This is a genomic window from Anabaena sp. UHCC 0204 (assembly GCF_009711975.1).
Classification (GTDB): Bacteria; Cyanobacteriota; Cyanobacteriia; order Cyanobacteriales; family Nostocaceae; genus Dolichospermum.
In genome coordinates, this window is record NZ_VIKW01000041.1 from 15452 (window position 1) to 36226 (window position 20775).

The following is a 20775-nucleotide window of genomic DNA, read 5'->3' on the forward strand; positions in this document are numbered from 1 at the left end:
TATCAAAAAATTACTATTGTGGTAGTAAAAGTTTATTTCCCCTTTACTACTGAAACTCCGTAACTTCCCAGAGATATGGTAAAATATCTACAGAGATAGATCAACGATCTAGATCATAAATATCAGATATTCCTAAACATCGGGTTTTTACGGTTGACCAACCTGAAGAATATACAAAAACACATTGATACCAGGTTACAGGTAATGAAAAGTGAGTAATTGGATTGGTTATGACCCAGAGAAAACAGTGCCACAAGCGCCTTCGACGACAATAATCGGCGGTAGATTAGATTATGCCCATAATTCTCACGGCTGTTATCACGAAGAACAGTTAATATACCAACACTTTCTCCACTTAGTGCAGAAAGAATCTCCCGATCAAATGGTAAATAGATTCCGGGCGCTATTTATTGAAAGAGCTAATTATCCTGAACCAGAAATTATTGCCGTTTTAGACAAAATTACTGGCTCGAAAACCGCATCTGAAGAATTTAAGTTTTTCCTCAATCGGTGTTGCCATATTCTCATCAACCGTTGGCACATGAAACCCCAATTGCACAGTGCAATTGCCGATTTAATCAGTTTATTTAATGCTATACCTGCTACTTATAGAGTCAATAACCTACGTTCCCGTGAACTGAATCGTCTTCGTGAATTAGTCAAGCTATTTGTTAGTAGCGAACAATATTTAATTTTACAACGTTTTACTCAAGTAGTAAATCAATCTCCTGCGGTAGCACAGAAGCAAAATAATCAGCCGCTAATGACATTAATCCGTCGTTATCCTTATTTATATGAACATTGTTTAATTAGTGAAGACTCTACTTTTGAACAACAGGAAACAGTTCGACATTTTCAGTCACAAGTACAAAAAAAGTTTGAAATTGATTTATCACAATATGTAACTTATAAAGTCCGTCGCATTCATATGTTGAAAAACACTTCACCTACTGAAGCAAATCGGATTTTGCGCCCTGTAAATAATCCTACATTATTAACCGATAGTGAACTATATACCACCTTAAAACATTTTGTTGGCAAAATTGACCATGGGGACACATATCATGAGTCAGCCCAAAAATTCATTAACTATGGTGGACAAAGCCGGAATTTCCGCCAATTTAAAGGGGATTTATATGAATATCTTATCTCTTCTGTAGATAACTCCTACGGAAAAAAACAATTTAATCAGAAACTATATAACCATATACAAAATATTTTGCCTCATGCAGATGAGCAAAAACTTAATGATTTATTATTAGTCAGAACTTGCAGTAATTTATTAAACTTTTTAGTTGTCAATAACCCATCATCACCACAACACTTTGTTTTCTTAGATTTAATTAGTAATCAAGGAACAGTACCAACAATGGGTTTATTATTAAAAATTGTCTTAATTTGCCATAAAGTCAAACCATATTTAGAAAGAAAACTTTCAATTTTATTTAATCACTATGAGACAGTAACTACCAGCAGTATTGGCTGGTTAGTGGGAACTTTGGAACAATTAAATATTGCTTTTAGTATACATTTTGGTAACATTGATTTATCCTTCTTTAAGAAATTTTGCTAAAAATAAAGTATTGAGGACGGGCTTAAGATGCCCGCACCATTGGCATATGTAAATTATCTATTTTCTAAGTTAGTTGGATCAATCCCTTGCGATCGCAAATAGGCCATCAACCGTTCTTTTTCCTGACGTTCTTGTTCAGCCCTTTGATGTTCTTTTTCAGCCCGTTGGCGTTCTTCAGAAATCTGTTCTACAGCCCAAAGTAACAAATTACCAGATTGATTCCACCATCTTAACCAATAGCCTGTTCTACCTTCTTTTGTTCCTTGCCAAGTTCCTAAAAATAAGCCCATTGATTCAATCCAATGACGGCCATTTTCATCCGGTTGTTTTAATTCATAACGGCCATTTTCCAGTTGATAAAATTCTAATAAACCACCGTCAGGATCAAAAATAACATAAACAGGAACTTGTAAAATTTGCTCGTAAAAAAACCATTTTCCTGGTGGATAGGTACGCTTGAAAGAATATTCTCCCCCGTCAGTATGAGATAAAAACTCCATTACCACCGCAGGGATATCACCTTCGAGAATTGGTGTATAGCTTCTTCTTTGGGGTAAAATCTCTTTCACAGAAGGAATATATAACCAATCTGGGGCTTTAGCGATAAATTGCTCATTAATTGTGGCACAAAGACCGAAATTGGAAGCTATCAGCATTTGTGGTTGAATAAAACCTGCAATTTCTAAACTTTCCCGTAATGCCCCAGCCAAAATAGGCTGTCCTGTATTTTCCACTGGTTCATCCTCTAACTGAAAATCATCGGGTAAAGCTTCCCAAGAGATTACCAGTTCTGTTGATGATTTGGTTTCACTAAGTTGGGTTGCCATTTAGATTACCTCTGGTTGACTTCTGTTGATTTTATCATTTTTGTAAAAATATGAGATAGATACCGGAGTTTTTTCGAGAAGTCCGGTATCTTAAGAAGATGTGGGAGAAGAGTGAGATTTTGTAATAGGCATAGAACAAGATTTTGGTTGTTTTAAATCAGCGAATTCACAGATAGAACTAAAAGCACAAAAACGGCAATGATTTCCGGGATTTGGGGGAAATATTTGACTGAAGTTGCTATTTTTAGCCTCATATTGTTGCAAATCTTGTTGATGTTGATGGGCAATCTTTGCTAACTCAGATTCTAAAGATTTAAATTCACTATTACTAATAGTAATTAATTCCGATTTTTTGCCAACTTCCAAATTATAAAAAGAGGCAACTGCGGTTTTACCAGGATAAAGATAACGGGCTGCCAGTAAATAAACAAATGCTTGTCTGTGATCAAAAGCCGATCTACCAGTTTTAAAATCTAAAATATGTAAAGTGCTATCAGACTCAATAAATATACAGTCCATAGCTGCATATAAACGAAAACAATAATCTTTTTTTTCAATGACGATAGGTTTAGGAAAACCTTCATCACCTGAAGTTAACTCCAAAATCCGCTTACCTAATAATAAAGGGGCATTTTGATATTTTCTTAAAATTTGCATGACCCGATATTTAACAGTTTCATGAGTCTGACTTAATCCCAATAACCGGGCAACTTTTTCCACACCGTCAACCTGAGTTAACCAATGAAGATGACGATGAAATTCATATACACCTTTTTGGGCAAGAATCCCAATCCGCTGGGGTGGAGTAGCTGTTGCCAATAAAGCTTTAACTTGTGGTTCTCGTTGCCGGGCTTTAATAAATCCCCTTCTCATTTGACAATGCCAACGTTCTTGTCCCCTGGTGGGGGCAAATAAAGACCAAAGGTGGTAACTAACAAAGGGTCTATCGGGGGTTGACATTGCTCAGGTAGAGTGAGAGAAATGACCTTGGGGATACTTGTACCCGCAGTGGCTAATTCAGCGGCTTGGCGGGATGCTTCCTAATAGTAATAATAATTTACGAGAGAGATTGGCAATATGAGCAACCCTAACAATTCCGGTAAGATTAAGTTTGGGACTGATGGTTGGCGCGGAATTATTGCTGATGATTTTACTTTCCCCAATGTGCGGAAAGTTACCAGAGCAATAGCTAGTTATCTGGAAACTGCCTATAGTAAGGACAGACCAGTTTTAATCGCCTACGATACCAGGTTTTTGGCTGACGAGTTCGCCCGCACATCTGCCGCGGTTCTGGCGGATTTAGGGTGGAATGTGAAAATTACTGATCGGGATTGTCCCACTCCAGTAATTGCCTACAATGCCCGTCACCTTAATTCGGCGGGGGCTTTGATGTTTACAGCTAGTCATAATCCTGCACCTTATTGTGGGATTAAATATATCCCTGATTATGCCGGTCCTGCGACTCCAGAAATTACTGATACTATTGTGGCCAATATAGAAACAGCATCGGATGAGTTACCTGGAAGTAATCCATCTGGTTCAATTTCTACTTTTGATCCGAAGCCCGATTATTTGCATTTTATCTACACCTTACTGGATGTGGAAAAAATTAAAAGTGCGAATTTAAAGGTGAAGTACGATGCCCTTTATTCTACCTCGCGTGGCTATTTAGATGAAGTCTTGCAACACTGTGGCTGTCAGTTAGAAAGTTTCCACGATTGGCGAGATGTGCTGTTTGGGGGTGGTATGCCCGAACCCAAAGGGGAACAGTTAGTTGAGTTGGTGGCAGCGGTAAAGGCTGATAAAGCTGATTTGGGTTTGGCTACCGATGGTGATAGCGATCGCTTTGGGATTGTTGATGAACAAGGTAATGTCCTCACTCCAAATACAGTGCTGTTAGTTCTAGCACGACATTTGATTAAAAACAAGGGTAAAACTGGGGCAATTGTTCGCACTGTGGCAACTACGCATTTGTTAGATAATTTTGCTGCTAAGTATGGGCTGCAAATTTATGAAACTGCGGTAGGTTTTAAATACATTGGTGAGAAAATGCGGGAAACCGCTGTTTTGATTGGTGGGGAAGAATCCGGTGGTTTAAGTATCATTGGGCATATTCCTGAAAAAGACGGGGTTTTAGCAGATATGCTAGTGGCTGAGGCGATCGCTTATGAAGGTAAGCCTTTGAGTCAGTTGGTACAGGAAGCTATAGCCGAAGCTGATGGTCCTTTGTATAACGATCGCTTGGATTTACATCTCACTGAATCTCACAAGGTGGCAGTGATTGATTCTTATACCCAAAATCCGCCTTCAGCAGTGGCAGGAATCAAGGTGAAAGAGGTGGGAAGGAAAGATGGTATTAAACTGTATTTAGAAGAGGGTAGCTGGGTGTTGCTGCGTCCTTCTGGGACAGAACCTTTGGTGAGGGTGTACATGGAAACTAACTCACCAGAAAAACTTAGCCAGATTGCTAAATTCATGGAAGGTGAAATTGCTAAGTTAGCTTAGTTTTTTAGCTCAATCCGATGTAGAGATGTTTTATGGAACGTCTCTACACTTTGTGAGAAATTTATATATTTAAGTTATGAAAATTTTGGTCAATTTTTTAATATCAATAATTATAGCTATTTGGGTGGTGGCGATCGCTCTAATTTCTGTCCAAAATGCCACTCCTATATCTTTACGGTTTTTGGGTTTTCAATCAATACAAATTCCCTTTGGATTAATGTTAGCTTTTAGTGTGGCTGTCGGTTTGCTAAGTGCAGCAGTTTTGCAGCCTCTCTGGAGATTAGGAGAGTCGCAATCTAGGGGAGATGAAGATGCAGAATTTTTTATTGATGATGAAGATTTTTAGAGTTTTCTCACGCAGAGGCGCAGAGAGGAGGAAATGAGTTTTTTTGTTAGTCGGTTAAAACCGACTTTTGCTTTTAGACAGGGAATTTATTCCCAGGCTATTCTGGTTATTATGGATAGCGTTTTGATGTATGCAAAACTCGCAGGATTTCTACAGATTCTTCCTTAACTCGGTAAATAAGAATATACGGAGAGTTAGAAATTATCAATTCTCTTGTACCTTCAACTCTTCCAGATTTACCCATAAAGGGATAATTTTGTAATTGACTGGCAGCATTTTGAATCTTGATTATTAATTCCTGTGCTGAGGTAGGATTTTCTTGGAAAACGTAATTATGCGCTTGTTCTAAGTTACGCAGCGCCTGACGTAGCCATTTAACCTGCATGGTTAAGTTTTGCAAATGTAGCTTTTACTTCTTCATCACTAGCAAAATCTCCAGCATCCGCTTCTGCAATACCCTTTTGGATTTCTTCAATTTGCCATTGGTACATTTCTAAATAAGCGTTTACTGCTTCGTTGAGAATATAGCTTCTATCGCGGTTTATGCCTTTTGCTAATGCGTCAATGGCGGCTTTTTTGGTGCTGTCTATTCTAAATGTAATGTTTTCTTTACTCATGGGTTTGTGAGAATCATTTGTATTGCATGATATTATATAATATAACAATGTTAGATATTTACTAAAAACTTTTGGCTTACGATAATATTTGCCGTTACCTCACGGATACTTACCCTTTATCTTTTGTGCAATGGTTAATTGCTGAAGATATAAATGAAATTGAGGTGCTACCTACCGAGTTACCTATTAATCCCATTCGTGCTGATGCGTTGTTTCGACTACCGAAATTAAACCGCATTTTGCATTTGGAAATTCAAACTACACCAAAATCTGATACTCCCATGCCAGTGAGAATGTTAGATTATTGGTTGAGGATTTATCGTAAATATTTATGTCCTGTACAACAGGTAGTAATTTTTCTACAAGAGACAAATTCACCTGATGTTTTTGTTGATAGTTTGATAGTGGGAAATACACGACATCAATATCAAGTAATTAGAGTATGGGAAGAAGACAGCGAAACACTTTTAAAATCTCCTGCTTTATTACCTTTAGCAGTTTTAGCCAAGACAGATGAACCAAATAAGTTACTTCAGCAAGTTGCTTTGGAAATAGATAAAATAGAAGAACAAGCACAACAAAACACTATAGCAGCTTGTGTGGAATTATTGGCTGGTTTAAAGTTTGAGAAACAATTGATTAAACAATATTTTCGGGAGGAAACTATGGAAGAGTCAGTCATTTATCAAGAGATTATTAACCGTGGGAAGTTACAGCTTATTTTCCGCTTGTTGAAACGTCGTGTTGGGGAGATTTCGGCAAAGTTAGAGTCACAAATTAAAGAGTTATCTGGTGAAAAGTTAGATGAGCTTTCGGAAGCTATTTTGGATTTTTCACAGCCGGATGATTTGGTAAATTGGATAGCGAATCAAAGTTAAAATATTTTCTCACGCCAAGAGGAAAAGAGATTTTTTATTAGTCGGTTAAAACCGACTTTTGCTTTGAGACAGGGAATTTATTTCCTGGATATCTTAAATTCTTCTAAAGTGTGAAATAATAACATGGTCTTATTTTCTAAAAGTTGTATTAAGTTAATAACTTTTGAGGATACAGACAATAAGAAATCAAGGTTAAAAGCAATATCAACAGGATATGAATAAAGTAGGTTTCTATCAAAATTAACTTCAATAACCGCGTCTAAACCTACTATTGTAAGATTGATATCTCCTTCTTGAAGATTTTCAATGACATTATTGAGCATACTTTGTTTATCGGAACTTAAAAATTTTAAGACTATAGTTTTTACTAAAGGTATGATTGATTTATAACGACTATATTCGGGAAATATAGATAGTAAAAAGGATGTAAAATTTGCTAATCCTTCAGTCATTTGAGAAGCTTGCTTTCTAACTTCAAGTTTATTTATTTCATCATTAATGTAATTTAATTGTTGCGTTGCTTCAGAAATTTTCTGTCTTTTTTGTTTAATTTCATCTCTTTTTTCTTGAATTTTCTGCCGTTGCTCTTGTATCAATTGTTGAGCAGAATTGATTTTATATATCGAAGTGTTAATCTCTAACTCATATTCCTGAACTTTCGTTAGAGCTTTCTTTACTTCATAAGAAAGTGCCAATCCAGCAATTAGTATAGCAGGACTAACAATAATATTACCCATCGCAAGTAGAGAAGCAATAAGTATATTTCCTCCACTGATTATCAGTAAACGTTTACTTAACCAATTAAATATATCGTTGAAACTATTTTGAATTGCTAAATCTTGAGATATATAGATCATTGGCTACTCTTACAAAATTGTTGACGTTGTTTATGTTATTAATCGCTATTGGTACAGTATTTGTAATACCACTTGGGCTAGAATTATTCTCTAATATTTCAACATTGTTAATTTTATTTAATAGTAATTTCTTGATCTCATCCAATTGTTGTTGATCTTTATTTTGATCGCTCTGCTCAATGATCTCAATTAAATGTTGAATTTTAGGTATCATTGATTCTTGAAAATTTTTATATTTTTTTACTTCATTATCATGTTCTTTCGCTTCATTTTTAGCAAAATTAAACTCGTTTTGAGTATTTTTCAAAATAATTTGAAATTTTGTTAAAGATTCTTCGTAGCTATCTCTTATGATTTTAGGCTGATCTTTTAAATCATGTATGTTGCTAATTGATCTAGCACCTGCAAACGAGCCAAAAGAAGCAATACCTAAAGCAGCAGCACCTAAGATAAATGTCAGCATAAAACATACCCTTGTTAATTATATATAGACTAGACTCGCAATTTGTTACTTTTTGCTTTCTTTATACGCATATAGCCAACTTAGAGCATTAATAAAATATTAGTCAAGAGATATTTGATTATTCTTTATCACTTTTAAAAAAACTCAATCATTATGTAAAAAAATGATAATATTAATTAACGATACTTTACGAGAATGTACCAGCAGTGTAGTAAACTCTGAAAAGATATATTTTAGAAAAGATGCGAAAAGCATATTGGTCAACTGACAACTTTACCAAAATCCTTATTTTTCTTTTTTGCACTTTTGCGTGAAATAAAAAAAAGAGCGTCATTTCAAACTTTAAAATAGAAAAAACAACTAACCCTTAAACAATATGCAAACTGTCACCTGCATTTTACACAAAGACCAGATTCTAGATCATTAGTTTTCGCTAAACAACAATAACAGATTTTAAAATAGTCTGTGTGTCCTTCTAAAATTTCCCCTGAATTACAATCATCTTCATAACGGGCTAGTCTGACAATTTCTTTAATCAAATTTTGCTTCTTTTCTTGATCCAAATGATCAAAACAATGCTCACGTCTCAAAATAGTAATCACTTCATTTAACATATAACTTCCACTATGATTTGACATACTATTTACTCCTATTAAAAAATTGAGAATATCATCTTATTCTAAAATAGTACAAATATACTTGTAAGTAAGTAATTTTTAGAAATGTCAGTTTAAATACTATATGTACGGATAAAAGAAGGATGTCTAGCGGTAAACCTGAAAAGAGCGATTCCTACGGAGTGCCTCGCTATCGCGCACCAACAACCTTTAACTACAGTAAAATAATTACAAAGCCAAAGTTTGTAGTGAGGACTTTAGTCCCAATTTGAGGGCTGAAGCCCTCACTACGAACCACCTGTATTAATAAGGATCGGAATCAAATCTTCCCCGCTTCACACTTCTGAGATAATAACCTCGTGACGGTAATTTATTTAAATCGAAGGTGTCACCCCTGGGAACTCTCCAAATTTTGTAGTCATGATATGTGAGAGGAGTTCCTTTTTGACAAATTTCTGGCGGATGATCTCCTAAGATAAAATACGCTGCACCTTTGCCCATGACTTTAGCAATACCGTATTTATCAACTAGTAAAGATGTCTCTTCACTAATTGCTATTCCTAAAGCAGTTGGAGATACACCATCTTGAATTTGCCTAGCAATAAAAACCATAATTCTCCCCATTCTTTTGCGTTCATCAAAATGGGTATCAATGATAGTTCCGCGCAAATATTTCCACTGGAAAAAGTTATAGGTAAAGGTAATATTCCCGTAAGGATCATCAAGGGCTGCGCTGGTTTCAATGCTATCTTCACAGGCGCAAGAATCATAAACATATTCACTTTGAATCATAGCCCCGGCACTTGTGCCACCAATAGCGCCGCCTTTATCATAAACCGACTTAATTGCAACTTCCAATTTAGTATTTTTCCAGTGGCGAATATATTCACATTGATCACCACCAGCAAAGAAAATTACGCCAGCATTTCTGACTTTATCAAAAATGTCTGTCCTGTTTGCTTCTTGTCGGTTACGAATGATGAGTGTTTCTACATATTTGACACCTTTCATGCGATAAATTAGTTCATTATAATTATCGTCACCAGCCGCACGAATCACTAAAACATTAACTTTATTGTCATTGAGGCTACCTCCCCGGACTTGATTAATCATCCACTGGATAGCGTCATCAACATCAGGTCCACCACCACCTAAGTTATGAACAGGTCCGGCTAGTTGAGGTAATTTATAACCCGGTTTAGAGGAGGGGGGCTGGATATCGGCGATGATGTCCTGAAAGAACCGCCTTAAATTTCTGGTCAGACGGTCTATGATTCGGTTTACCATCCTCAACAAGCTATGTTTTGCATTCTGCAACCGCCTGGATATATGTGGGAATGCTTTTGTCATATTAAAATCTTGTTAAGCAAACAGCAATCATTTCTAACTGTCGCATTTCCAAGGGCTAAATTCCCAGCGTACACCGTTTGTACTGTTTTTTCACGGCAAATAGTCAGAGTAATATTTAATTCTCATGGATAATCTGGGAAAATCTCATTTTTTTGTGGTTTTTTATCACCATAAAACTTGTGATAGCTCTTTGACTACTCTTTCATAAACCATCTCGGTTTGTTTAGCTAATTTGGGCCAGCTAAATCTTTTTTCTAAATCTGCATAAGCGTTATCTACCAACCATTGACAATAATCTGGGTTTCTCAATACTTCCAAAATTCCCCAAGCTACAGAGTCAGGATTATTTACCCAAGTGGTAATTCCCGTTTTTGAGTGTTGGACTACTTCGGGAAAACCACCAGTATCAGAAACTATGACTGGTACACGAGATGCAAAACTTTCTAAAGCAACAATACCAAAGGGTTCATAAAGACTGGGGAAAACAGCACAGTCAGCGATGGTTTGAAATTTATCCAAGTAGTTATCAGCTAAGAACCCAGTAAAGTAACATTTGTTCCAAATTCCTAATTCCCAAGCTTGACGTTTGAGATGGTCAGTATTACCACCACCAACGATCACAAATTTAACATTACCATCCATTTCCTCAAGCACCTTGGGAGCAGCATTAAGTAATACAGGTACACCTTTTTCATGGGTCATACGACCAAGGTAATAAACAATTTTTTCATAATCTGCGGCAAATTGACGGCGAAAATCTTGAGCATGAAAATCCCCATGATGTATTTTCTTTTCTGGGCGAATGCCATTAAAAATTACGTCAATTTTATCACTAGGCATATATAGCGATCGCACTAATTCCTGACGCATATATTCGGTGCAGACAATTATCCGCCAAGCATTGTGAGCTAGTACATATTCTTTATCGTGAATATAGCGTTGGGTATGATTGTGAATACCGTTGTAGCGTCCGTGTTCTGTGGCGTGAATTGTGGCAATTAAGGGAATTTTAAAGATATGCTTGAGAGCGATCGCTGCATCCCCAACTAACCAATCATGAGCATGAATTAGATCAAATGGTCCTTTCTCCATCAGTAACTTACCGCCATGAGATCCCATGCTCTCATTTAAGTTCACCACCCAGTGAAAAAAATCGTTACTGGCAGCCACTTCTACTCGATGGATATGAATTCCTTCCACCACCTCATACAAGGATGCTGGTCCAAATTCAGGGGTAATCAGGTGGATGTCATGGCCTAGCTTTATGAGTTCCGGGTACAACTCAGCAACGTGACGAGCAATTCCGCCAACTATCCTCGGTGGAAATTCCCAACTCAGCACTAATATCTTCATTGACTTGACTCCCCGATGATTTACAAAAGCTAAAGAACTATATTTATCTCAAACAGTAAGTTTGGCAATTGGTGTGAGTTTGGTTAAAGGAATTTTTAGCTTTTTTAATGTTTATTGTGATAAAGCTTATCAAAGGTTGTCAAGTTTGGTAAACTGTTAAGAAACAATACAGTAAGACGAATATAGGGCTTACCCAAAACAAAACGAAAGTAGGGGTAATTCATGAATTACCCCTACGAAAGAATCAGGTTTCCAGTTACATCTTACAGGGCGAGGTAATTCTCAATTGTTGAAGTAAGTCCTATAGCAATTTGGGAATTAGCTTTGATCTAACCGCAATACAGCCATAAAAGCCTCTTGAGGTACATCCACTGTCCCTACAGCCTTCATTCGTTTTTTACCCTTAGCTTGCTTTTGTAAAAGTTTCTTTTTACGGCTAATGTCGCCACCGTAGCACTTAGCAAGGACATCTTTCCGCATAGCGGGGATGTGTTCACTGGCGATGACTTTAGCGCCAATAGAAGCTTGAATGGGGACTTTGAATTGATGACGGGGAATTAGTTCTTTGAGTTTTTCCGCCATTGCTCTGCCGACATTATAGGCTTTATCTCTGTGGACGATCATGGCTAGGGAATCCACAGGATCACCGTTAATCATAATATCCAATTTCACCAAGGGATTTTCCCGGTAGCCAATCAGATGATATTCCATACTGGCGTAACCGCGAGAACGGGATTTCATTTGATCAAAAAAGTCGGTAACAACTTCAGCTAAGGGTAACTCATAAGTTAGTGTAGTTCTTCCTTGGGTGAGATACTTCATATCTTTGAAGATCCCCCGGCGGTTTTGTGACAACTCCATGAGAGAACCCACATAGGTTTCGGGAGTAATCATTTCTACTTTGACATAGGGTTCTTCAATTCTGTCGCGCTCATTTGGTCCGGGTAAGCGGCTAGGATTATCAATGTACAGTTCTTCACCTTTGATGGTGACGACTTTGTAAACCACCGAGGGGGCGGTAATGATTAAATCGAGGTTATACTCACGCTCTAAGCGTTCCTGAACAATTTCCATGTGCAGTAACCCCAAAAACCCGCAACGGAAACCAAAACCCATGGCGCTAGATGTTTCTGGTTCATACTGTAAGGCTGCATCATTCAGTTCCAGTTTTTCTAAAGCTTCCCGCAAGTCTTCAAACTGATCTGCATCTATGGGGAACATCCCACAAAATACCATCGGGTTGGCTTCTGCGTAACCAGGTAAAGCTTCAGTAGCTTTGTTTTTACACAGGGTAATGGTGTCTCCGACTCTGGCATCTGCCACGGCTTTAATGGCTGCTCCTAAATAACCTACTTCTCCAGCATGAAGTTCTTCAACTTGCTTTTGAGTGGGAGAAAGTACGCCTAGTTCGTCAATGACATATTCTTTACCGGATGCCATTAAGTAGATGCGATCGCCTTTTTTCACAGTCCCATCCATCACCCGGAAATAAACAATTACACCCCGGTAACTATCATAGTAACTATCAAAAATTAACGCCCGAAGACTCTCATTTATAGTATTGGCTGGTGGGGGAACTCGTTCGACAATTGTTTCTAAAATCTCAGGAATACCAATGCCTTCTTTGGCTGAAGCCAAAATAGCTCCACTACAATCTAAGCCAATAATTTCTTCAATTTCGCCAATTACTCGCTCTGGTTCTGCTCCTGGTAAATCAATTTTATTCAAAACAGGGATAATTTCTAGATTACTCTCTAGGGCTAAATAAACATTTGCTAGAGTTTGCGCCTCTACACCTTGGGACGCATCTACAACTAACAATGCTCCTTCACAAGCAACAAGAGAGCGTGACACTTCATAGGAAAAGTCCACGTGTCCAGGAGTATCAATTAAATTGAGAACATACTGCTGACCATCCTTGGCAGTATAATTCATCCGGGCAGCTTGCAGCTTAATTGTAATGCCGCGCTCCCGTTCTAAATCCATGTTATCGAGAAACTGCTCTTTCATCTGTCGGTCTTCTACAGTACCAGTAGCCTGTAGTAAACGATCAGCGAGAGTTGATTTCCCGTGGTCAATGTGAGCAATAATACAAAAATTGCGAATGCGAGCTGCGGGAACGTCAGTCATAAATCAACTTGCCCTAAAGCAAACCAAAGTGAAAGCTATTTACTGAATGTATTTTAATGCTTTCTGAGGTAATAAGGCAAAAGGGATTGGTCAGTCGTCGGTTGTCAGTTGTCAGTTGTTAGTTGTCAGTTGTCAGTTGTCAGTTGTCTAATATTTCTCCCTGCCCCCTGCCCCCTGCTCCCTGCCCCCTGCTCCCTGCCCCCTGCTCCCCTGCTTCTCTGCTCCCCTGCTCCCTATTCTCTGCTACAGCAACTTGGGTTATTATGTAAAGTCTATTTATAGCTCAATGGTATTGATTGCCCAGAAGCTTACAATTGAGATGGGTTGAATTAATCAATATCATAACTGCTTGACAATGCTTTCAATAAAACCATTTCAGAGTATTTAAAACAATGAATATGCAAGAAAATTCTAGCAGTGCGGACAATAGACGCGCTGAAAAAACGGAAATCGCTCTCCATCTAGATTCTGAATTAATAGAGCAAATTCAACATCTAACTAATGATCCCAGTAAAGTAATTGAGGTGGCTATTCGTCAATGGTTACGCGGTGATTTCACTAGAGATGATGAGTTAACACGTACCCCTATACGCACACCTGTTCCTCCCCGTGGTGAGTGGAATGATTAGAATTACTTCACAAGTATCAGCTAATGATAAGAAATGTAAAATTTAATGCCTTAAACGCCAGAAAATTCAAAAATCCACAATTAAAAAGTGTGAAAGATGTAAAACTTTATGCCAAAATTTAAGTAGCTTTAGTATAAGCACGGTGGGAAGCCTTTTGTCTATCCAACTCGATTAATGACTATTACTGCCAATACCCAATTGCCGAACTTAATTCCTCAAAATCTGGAATCTATTACCCTCAGTACGGATGGCTCATCTCCACCTCTAGGAGCAGAGTTGGTATATACCCAAGATGGTTCTGGGCGCTATCTAACTTTTTATTGGCAGCACAGCGAATACTTAGGCTGTGATACCCAGAAAATAGTTGATGAACTCAATGAGAATGATAGCTTTGCTCCAGTAGATAAAGTTGTTTATCTAGAACATTTACACCGGATTTTGAGCAGTTCTGTGCCGGAAAGGGTTAAATGTTGGTTTAAATGCCCAAATATTGAATTATTAGAGTTGGAATTGACAATTACGCCAATTCTGCCACAATGTGGTCAACCGACAACGACTGTCTTGGTAATGGGTAGAGTGTTACCATCGAAAATTAACTCTCAAAATGTGAATCAGGCTATAAAACCGCCGACAGCATTAGAGTTAGCTTTGCGATTGCAGCGACACCAAAAGTTATTAAACAGAATTACCAGAAATATTCGCCGGACTCTAGATTTAGATATTATTTGGCAACAAACAGTTGATAGTTTAGGGAAAACACTTAACCTAGAACGCTGTATTATCTGCCCTTATCAACCTTCTAGTCACAAAGTTCGGATCATTGCTGAGTATCATCAACCAGGACAAAATTCTATTCTTGGCTCAGAAATAGATATATCTTCTGAGCCGGCTTTTGCTCAAGCATTGGCTACTTTAGAACCTGTGGTTATGGCTGTTCCTTGTGATAACCAATCTCTACAGTACAAAGTTCTTGTTGTTGCTACTTGTTATAAAGATAAGGCAAATGGGTTAGCCGCTTTGAGTTTTGTTAATGAGTGCTATCCTTTAACACAAGCAGAATTAGAATTAGCTAAAGAAGTAGCAGATCAGTTAGGAACAGCGATCGCTCATGCTACTTTATATAAAGAACTAGAAGAATCCCGCCAAAAGGCTGAAGACGCATCCCGCTTAAAAAGTGAATTTCTCGCTAACGTCTCTCACGAAATTCGCACTCCCCTCAATGGCATGATTGGCTTCTTAAAGCTAATTTTAGAAGGAATGACAGATGATCCAGAAGAACAACATGAGTTTATTACAGAAGCTCATGAATTGTCTTTGCATCTTTTAAATATCCTCAATGACATTTTGGATATTGCCAAAATTGAAGCTGGTAAAATGGAGTTAGACTGTTCGCCTGTCAACCTCAAAGAACTATTCGATGATGTCGAAAGCTTTACCCGTACTCAAGCTGAGACAAAAAATCTCAGTTTTCAGATGCAAATGCCGGCAATCTCTGATGACATTATTGTTCAAGGCAATTATAAGAGATTATTACAAGTAATGCTGAATTTGGTAGGTAATGCCATTAAATTTACCCATGAAGGTGGTATTACCATTAGTGCCGATTTAATGCTCAAAAAACACCCTGGAATAGTCAAGGTTCGGGTTGCTGATACAGGTATTGGTGTTTCCCTAGACAAACAAGATAAACTATTTCAACTATTCTCTCAGATTGATGGCTCTCGCACTCGCCACTATGGTGGTACAGGCTTAGGATTGACGATATCTCAAAAGCTGATAGAAGCAATGGGTGGTGAAGTCCATTTCTATAGTCTCGGTGAAGGACTTGGTTCAACTGTAACTTTTACTGTGCCACTATATCAACAACCATTGATGGTATGAACAATTGACAATTGATAATTGACAATTGACAATTGGTGAAATTAGCTCGTTTCGATAGAGTGAATTTCCTGTAAAGTTTGCCATCCTGGTTGCCATTGGGAGTTGTCTTGTAATAATTTAGCATTCAACCAAAAGCGGACTTGAGGATCACAAGCTGCTACCATTTCCGCATATACCCATTTACCTTGATTTTTGCGGTTAACAACCTGAAAATGTCGCCAACCATCAACTTTTTGCTGTGCAGTCCATTTAGACGCAAGTAAGTAAGGAAATTTTTGTTTTTTAGGCATTTGTCAGTTGTCAGTTGTCAGTTGTCATTGGTTAAGAACTTTCTTATCTTCCCTGTTCCCTGTTCCCTGTTCCCTATTCCCTATTCCCTATTCCCTGTTAAGTTTTATATCAGATATTTTCTAATTTAATAAATATTTACTAATCCAGAAGTAATGCTGATTGTTTGGGAAGTCATGCTTTGGATGATAGCTGCGATCGCTTGTGAAAATCACTTCAATACCGATCTTACTACTTAATCAGAACTCCTCATTAATGTGATCCCAATATCTTGTCTTGATTGCTAACCTAGTGGTAACAAGGCTTTGCTCGTCGCATACATCGTAAAAACATCTAATATCATCAACGGCGCTTATACTCAGTCAATACTATGTAACTAATAGATTTTTATCTATGGCTGATTTTTTTGTCTTTTGAAACTATTTTTATATGAACAAGTGATAAAAATACTAAAATTATGATTTTTAAGTCTTTTGAGAATAAATAAAAGATTTTTAACGTTAAAAGCTTTTATTTTCATCATTAAACTGCATATAGCAGCATTTTTGAGATTCTCACCCCCTTTCCTTTCTCAGAGATTTGCACAATAATGGCACTCACATACCTCACACATCGCCGAATCAAACTAGGTGCAGGCAAATGTTTGAGCTAAGAGTTTGTGAAAAAACTATAAAGAGGGTAACAAAAGTGAAATTAGCAGTTTACGGAAAAGGTGGAATCGGCAAATCTACAACCAGTTGTAATATCTCTGTCGCCCTAGCTAAACGCGGTAAAAAAGTATTACAAATTGGCTGTGATCCCAAGCATGACAGCACCTTTACCCTCACCGGGTTTTTGATTCCCACCATTATTGACACACTGCAAGAAAAAGATTATCACTACGAAGACGTTTGGCCAGAAGATGTAATTTACAAAGGCTACGGCGGTGTTGATTGCGTTGAAGCAGGTGGACCTCCAGCCGGGGCTGGCTGTGGTGGTTATGTAGTTGGGGAAACAGTCAAATTATTAAAAGAACTTAATGCTTTTGATGAATATGATGTAATTTTATTTGACGTACTTGGTGACGTTGTATGTGGTGGCTTTGCTGCACCGTTAAATTATGCAGATTATTGTCTAATTGTTACAGATAATGGCTTTGATGCCTTATTTGCTGCCAACCGGATTGCCGCTTCCGTCCGTGAAAAAGCCCGGACTCACCCCTTACGTCTAGCCGGCTTAATCGGTAATCGTACCTCCAAGCGTGACTTAATTGATAAATATATAGAAGCCGTACCCATGCCAGTTTTAGAGGTATTGCCTTTGATTGAAGATATCCGCGTTTCCCGCGTCAAAGGCAAAACTTTGTTTGAAATGGCAGAGTCAGATCCTTCCCTGAGCTACGTTTGCGACTATTACCTAAATATTGCTGATCAAATTCTGGCACAACCAGAAGGTGTTGTACCAAACGACACTCCTGATCGTGAACTTTTTTCTCTATTGTCAGATTTTTATCTCAATCCAGTAAAAGTTAAAGCCACAAATGCTGAAGAGGAACTAGACTTGATGATTGTATAAAACATTTTACCTCTCAGGATGGGCATATGGCTTTTTTTGATAGTTTTACCGATTCACTCAAACAAAAGTGGTTGCAATTCTTTCAAGCTAATCGTGAATGGATTACCCTCCAGATGACAGTTGAATCAGTTTATACTCCTGATGGCGGTAAACGACCGTCTTCTTACCTCATCCTGGGAGTAGTCAATGCTCTAGAACCGAAATTAGCCCAGCTAATGTTTCCCTTTGCCAAACTCAATCCAGATGCGGATACTTTAATTGAAGTTCTAGATTTGAATTTTGATCCAGATATTGCCCTGGGTAATAGTATCAGTCCGACTGTAGAACCAGCGATGTATTCCCGTCCGCCGGCTGTGGTAATGGAAGAGGTATCTGAACCTGAAGAGGAATCCTTTCCAGTGACTGATATCAGTATCAATGGTTTGGGAGAAGAGACACAAGAATCTTGGGCTGTAGAGAGCGATGATGACGGCTTTGGGGAAATTTCTTTATCCGATGAAGATATTACCAATGAGTCAGAAGAATCATTAGGTGATTTTGGTGAAGTCTCCTTTGATGCTATGTCTTTAACTGATGAAAGCGATGATCAGGGTTTCAACGCGATCGCTTCAGAAGATGACAATGCTTTTGGAGAAATAGCCGAAAATGCTTTTGGGGAAATTGATGAAAATGCTTTTACTGGGCTGAATTTATCGGAAGAAAATGGATTTGATGCCCTCAGTACATCCGAAGAAAGTGGATTTGATGCCCTCAGTACATCTGAAGAAAATGGATTTGATGATGTAGTCTCGGACATCTGGGGTAACGAAAATAACGATTTGTTAATGGAAGAACTGCCATCTGAGGTTTTTGATGAATCAGAAATGGCTCGTCTCTTCCCCAACAATTAATTGTTGAAAGCAGAATTTAGGTGATAGGTGACAGGTGACAAGTGACAGGGAAGAAAGTAGGGGGAAATAAATAACCCAATCACCAACCCTTCGGCTACGCTCAGGGCAAGTCACCAATCACCAATCACCACTCATCTGCTTGACAAGCTAAAAAAATTAAAGGGAGAATATTAATATGACTGTTGCTCAACAGCCAGAAGCTTTAAATTTTGAATGTGAAACCGGAAATTATCACACTTTTTGCCCGATTAGTTGCGTTGCGTGGTTATACCAAAAAATTGAAGATAGCTTCTTTTTGGTAATTGGCACAAAAACCTGTGGTTACTTCCTGCAAAATGCTATGGGAGTGATGATTTTTGCTGAACCCCGCTATGCAATGGCAGAGTTGGAAGAAGGGGATATTTCCGCACAATTGAATGATTATGAAGAATTAAAACGGTTATGTGAGCAAATTAAACGCGATCGCAATCCTAGCGTCATTGTCTGGATTGGTACTTGCACCACCGAAATTATTAAAACCGATTTGGAAGGTTTAGCACCTAAGTTAGAAGCTGATTTAGGTATTCCTATTGTTGTCGCTCGTGCCAACGGACTAGACTACGCATTTACCCAAGGAGAGGACACTGTGTTAGCCGCTATGGCTCATCGTTGTCCTGAAAAGTCTCCTGTATCGGAAACTGAAAAAGGCGAGCGTAACGCCATTCAGAAGCTGATGAATTTCGGTAAGAAAAAAGAAGACATCGCCCAAGATGAATCTGAGTATGTAGATCATCCGCCTTTGGTACTGTTTGGTTCTTTACCTGACCCCGTAGTTACCCAACTAACCTTAGAACTGAAAAAGCAAGGTATTAAAGTTTCTGGTTGGCTACCTGCAAAACGGTTTACAGAATTACCTGTGATCGAAGAAGGGTATTATGTTGCTGGTGTTAATCCTTTCCTCAGCCGCACTGCTACAACCCTAATGCGTCGCCGTAAGTGTAAATTAATTGGCGCACCTTTCCCCATTGGTCCCGACGGAACTCGCGCTTGGATTGAAAAAATCTGTTCTGTGTTTGGGATTACTCCCAAGGGTTTAGATGAACGGGAAGCACAAATTTGGGCTGGTGTGGAAGATTATGTGAAATTAATTCGCGGTAAATCGGTGTTTTTAATGGGTGATAACCTGTTGGAAATTTCTATGGCGCGGTTTTTAATTCGCTGCGGTATGACTGTTCAGGAAATCGGGATTCCTTACATGGATAAACGCTATCAAGCTGCTGAGTTGGCTTTGTTAGAAAAGACTTGTCGGGAAATGAATTCACCTTTACCAACAATTATGGAGAAGCCTGATAATTACAATCAACTTCAACGGATTTATGAGTTGAAACCTGATTTGGTTATTACTGGTATGGCTCATGCTAATCCATTAGAAGCACGGGGTATTAATACTAAGTGGTCTGTGGAGTTTACTTTTGCTCAAATTCACGGTTTTGGTAATGCGCGTGATGTTTTGGAGTTGGTAACTCGTCCTTTAAGAAGGAATAATAATTTGAAGGATTTGGGTTGGGATAAGTTGGTGAGAGAAGAAGCGAAGATTTAAGTTTTTTCGGCAATTTTAAGGGCGGACTTTTTAGTTCGTCCTTTTTTTATGAAATAACGAACCGCAGAGGACGCAGAGGAAAAGAAGAAGGATATTATAATTTTGGTAAGTTGAAAGTAAGGAGTAAAATTTATGAGAATGTGGTCTTATTTGGTTGTTTCTGTAATTTTATTCGGTGGTGTTAATGCTGTAATTCCACCTGCGAAAGCTGAGGAAGTTTGTAAAGTGACTGACCCTACAGGTACTCCTTTGAATGTAAGAGATGTACCCAATGGTCGAATTATAAATCAATTGAAAAATGGCAAGGAAGTTTATATTATTGAAATAATTTATGATAATAAAAGAAGACCTTGGGCAAAAATATCTGGTTATCATAATGGCAAATATAGAGTTTGGGGTTGGGTATTTAGAGAATTTGTTAGTTGCTACAATCGCTAA

General features: G+C 38.1%; 21 protein-coding genes. 10 read left to right on the forward strand and 11 right to left on the reverse strand.

Features of this window, described 5'->3' with window-relative positions; translation table 11 throughout:
* The first annotated feature begins 211 nt into the window (after nucleotides 1-211).
* Nucleotides 212-1573, forward strand: a complete 1362-nt coding sequence (locus FJR04_RS22115) for a hypothetical protein (protein WP_168498853.1) — start codon at nucleotides 212-214, stop codon at nucleotides 1571-1573.
* Between the two features lie 53 nt (nucleotides 1574-1626).
* On the opposite strand, the gene FJR04_RS22120 is transcribed toward FJR04_RS22115, so the two are convergent.
* On the reverse strand, nucleotides 1627-2400 hold the full coding sequence (locus FJR04_RS22120) for a Uma2 family endonuclease (RefSeq protein ID WP_168498855.1): 774 nt from the start codon (nucleotides 2398-2400) through the stop codon (nucleotides 1627-1629).
* A gap of 90 nt (nucleotides 2401-2490) precedes the next feature.
* Entirely contained in the window at nucleotides 2491-3360 is an 870-nt protein-coding gene (locus FJR04_RS22125) for a PD-(D/E)XK nuclease family protein (RefSeq protein ID WP_168498856.1), read from the reverse strand.
* A 117-nt stretch (nucleotides 3361-3477) separates the two neighbouring features.
* On the opposite strand from FJR04_RS22125, the gene FJR04_RS22130 reads away from it, so the two are divergent.
* Complete coding sequence (locus tag FJR04_RS22130; protein WP_168498858.1) at nucleotides 3478-4905, forward strand: phosphoglucomutase/phosphomannomutase family protein; 1428 nt, start codon at nucleotides 3478-3480, stop codon at nucleotides 4903-4905.
* 76 nt (nucleotides 4906-4981) lie between these two features.
* On the forward strand, nucleotides 4982-5251 hold the full coding sequence (locus tag FJR04_RS22135; protein ID WP_168498860.1) for a DUF1049 domain-containing protein: 270 nt from the start codon (nucleotides 4982-4984) through the stop codon (nucleotides 5249-5251).
* Between the two features lie 109 nt (nucleotides 5252-5360).
* Here the strand turns inward: FJR04_RS22135 and FJR04_RS22140 are convergent, their stop codons facing one another.
* Nucleotides 5361-5636 carry a type II toxin-antitoxin system RelE/ParE family toxin gene (locus FJR04_RS22140; protein WP_168498862.1) on the reverse strand — a complete coding sequence of 92 codons (276 nt, stop codon included), beginning with the start codon at nucleotides 5634-5636 and terminating at the stop codon, nucleotides 5361-5363.
* The gene (locus FJR04_RS22145; protein WP_168498864.1) at nucleotides 5626-5868 is read right to left on the reverse strand and encodes a CopG family ribbon-helix-helix protein; all 243 of its coding nucleotides are present in this window, start codon (nucleotides 5866-5868) and stop codon (nucleotides 5626-5628) included. The genes FJR04_RS22140 and FJR04_RS22145 overlap by 11 nt, the downstream gene beginning before the upstream one ends.
* A gap of 71 nt (nucleotides 5869-5939) precedes the next feature.
* On the opposite strand from FJR04_RS22145, the gene FJR04_RS22150 reads away from it, so the two are divergent.
* The gene (locus tag FJR04_RS22150) at nucleotides 5940-6746 is read left to right on the forward strand and encodes a DUF4351 domain-containing protein (protein ID WP_168498866.1); all 807 of its coding nucleotides are present in this window, start codon (nucleotides 5940-5942) and stop codon (nucleotides 6744-6746) included.
* A 77-nt stretch (nucleotides 6747-6823) separates the two neighbouring features.
* Here the strand turns inward: FJR04_RS22150 and FJR04_RS22155 are convergent, their stop codons facing one another.
* The 6 genes from FJR04_RS22155 to lepA all read right to left on the reverse strand — a co-directional run bounded on the left by FJR04_RS22155 (nucleotide 6824) and on the right by lepA (nucleotide 13516).
* Entirely contained in the window at nucleotides 6824-7603 is a 780-nt protein-coding gene (locus FJR04_RS22155; RefSeq protein WP_168498868.1) for a hypothetical protein, read from the reverse strand.
* Nucleotides 7566-8066 carry a hypothetical protein gene (locus FJR04_RS22160; protein ID WP_168498870.1) on the reverse strand — a complete coding sequence of 167 codons (501 nt, stop codon included), beginning with the start codon at nucleotides 8064-8066 and terminating at the stop codon, nucleotides 7566-7568. The genes FJR04_RS22155 and FJR04_RS22160 overlap by 38 nt, the downstream gene beginning before the upstream one ends.
* Before the next feature lie 386 nt (nucleotides 8067-8452).
* Nucleotides 8453-8704: a hypothetical protein gene (locus tag FJR04_RS22165; protein ID WP_168498872.1), complete on the reverse strand. Its 252-nt coding sequence runs from the start codon at nucleotides 8702-8704 to the stop codon at nucleotides 8453-8455.
* Nucleotides 8705-8986: 282 nt separating this feature from the next.
* The gene (locus FJR04_RS22170) at nucleotides 8987-10033 is read right to left on the reverse strand and encodes a cyanophycinase (RefSeq protein ID WP_168498874.1); all 1047 of its coding nucleotides are present in this window, start codon (nucleotides 10031-10033) and stop codon (nucleotides 8987-8989) included.
* A 165-nt stretch (nucleotides 10034-10198) separates the two neighbouring features.
* The gene (locus FJR04_RS22175) at nucleotides 10199-11386 is read right to left on the reverse strand and encodes a glycosyltransferase family 4 protein (protein ID WP_168498876.1); all 1188 of its coding nucleotides are present in this window, start codon (nucleotides 11384-11386) and stop codon (nucleotides 10199-10201) included.
* A gap of 318 nt (nucleotides 11387-11704) precedes the next feature.
* Nucleotides 11705-13516, reverse strand: a complete 1812-nt coding sequence (lepA, locus tag FJR04_RS22180; protein WP_168498878.1) for a translation elongation factor 4 — start codon at nucleotides 13514-13516, stop codon at nucleotides 11705-11707.
* Nucleotides 13517-13908: 392 nt separating this feature from the next.
* On the opposite strand from lepA, the gene FJR04_RS22185 reads away from it, so the two are divergent.
* Both FJR04_RS22185 and FJR04_RS22190 read left to right on the forward strand, forming a co-directional pair.
* Entirely contained in the window at nucleotides 13909-14145 is a 237-nt protein-coding gene (locus FJR04_RS22185; RefSeq protein WP_168498880.1) for a hypothetical protein, read from the forward strand.
* Between the two features lie 174 nt (nucleotides 14146-14319).
* Entirely contained in the window at nucleotides 14320-16026 is a 1707-nt protein-coding gene (locus tag FJR04_RS22190; RefSeq protein WP_168498882.1) for an ATP-binding protein, read from the forward strand.
* 41 nt (nucleotides 16027-16067) lie between these two features.
* Here the strand turns inward: FJR04_RS22190 and FJR04_RS22195 are convergent, their stop codons facing one another.
* Nucleotides 16068-16316: a TIGR02450 family Trp-rich protein gene (locus FJR04_RS22195; protein WP_168498884.1), complete on the reverse strand. Its 249-nt coding sequence runs from the start codon at nucleotides 16314-16316 to the stop codon at nucleotides 16068-16070.
* A 685-nt stretch (nucleotides 16317-17001) separates the two neighbouring features.
* Between FJR04_RS22195 and bchL the strand changes: the two genes are divergently transcribed.
* The 4 genes from bchL to FJR04_RS22215 all read left to right on the forward strand — a co-directional run bounded on the left by bchL (nucleotide 17002) and on the right by FJR04_RS22215 (nucleotide 20775).
* Entirely contained in the window at nucleotides 17002-17868 is an 867-nt protein-coding gene (bchL, locus tag FJR04_RS22200; RefSeq protein WP_168508042.1) for a ferredoxin:protochlorophyllide reductase (ATP-dependent) iron-sulfur ATP-binding protein, read from the forward strand.
* Between the two features lie 26 nt (nucleotides 17869-17894).
* On the forward strand, nucleotides 17895-18758 hold the full coding sequence (locus FJR04_RS22205; RefSeq protein WP_168498888.1) for a DUF5331 domain-containing protein: 864 nt from the start codon (nucleotides 17895-17897) through the stop codon (nucleotides 18756-18758).
* A 175-nt stretch (nucleotides 18759-18933) separates the two neighbouring features.
* On the forward strand, nucleotides 18934-20337 hold the full coding sequence (locus FJR04_RS22210; protein WP_168498890.1) for a ferredoxin:protochlorophyllide reductase (ATP-dependent) subunit N: 1404 nt from the start codon (nucleotides 18934-18936) through the stop codon (nucleotides 20335-20337).
* A 132-nt stretch (nucleotides 20338-20469) separates the two neighbouring features.
* On the forward strand, nucleotides 20470-20775 hold the full coding sequence (locus tag FJR04_RS22215; protein WP_168498892.1) for an SH3 domain-containing protein: 306 nt from the start codon (nucleotides 20470-20472) through the stop codon (nucleotides 20773-20775).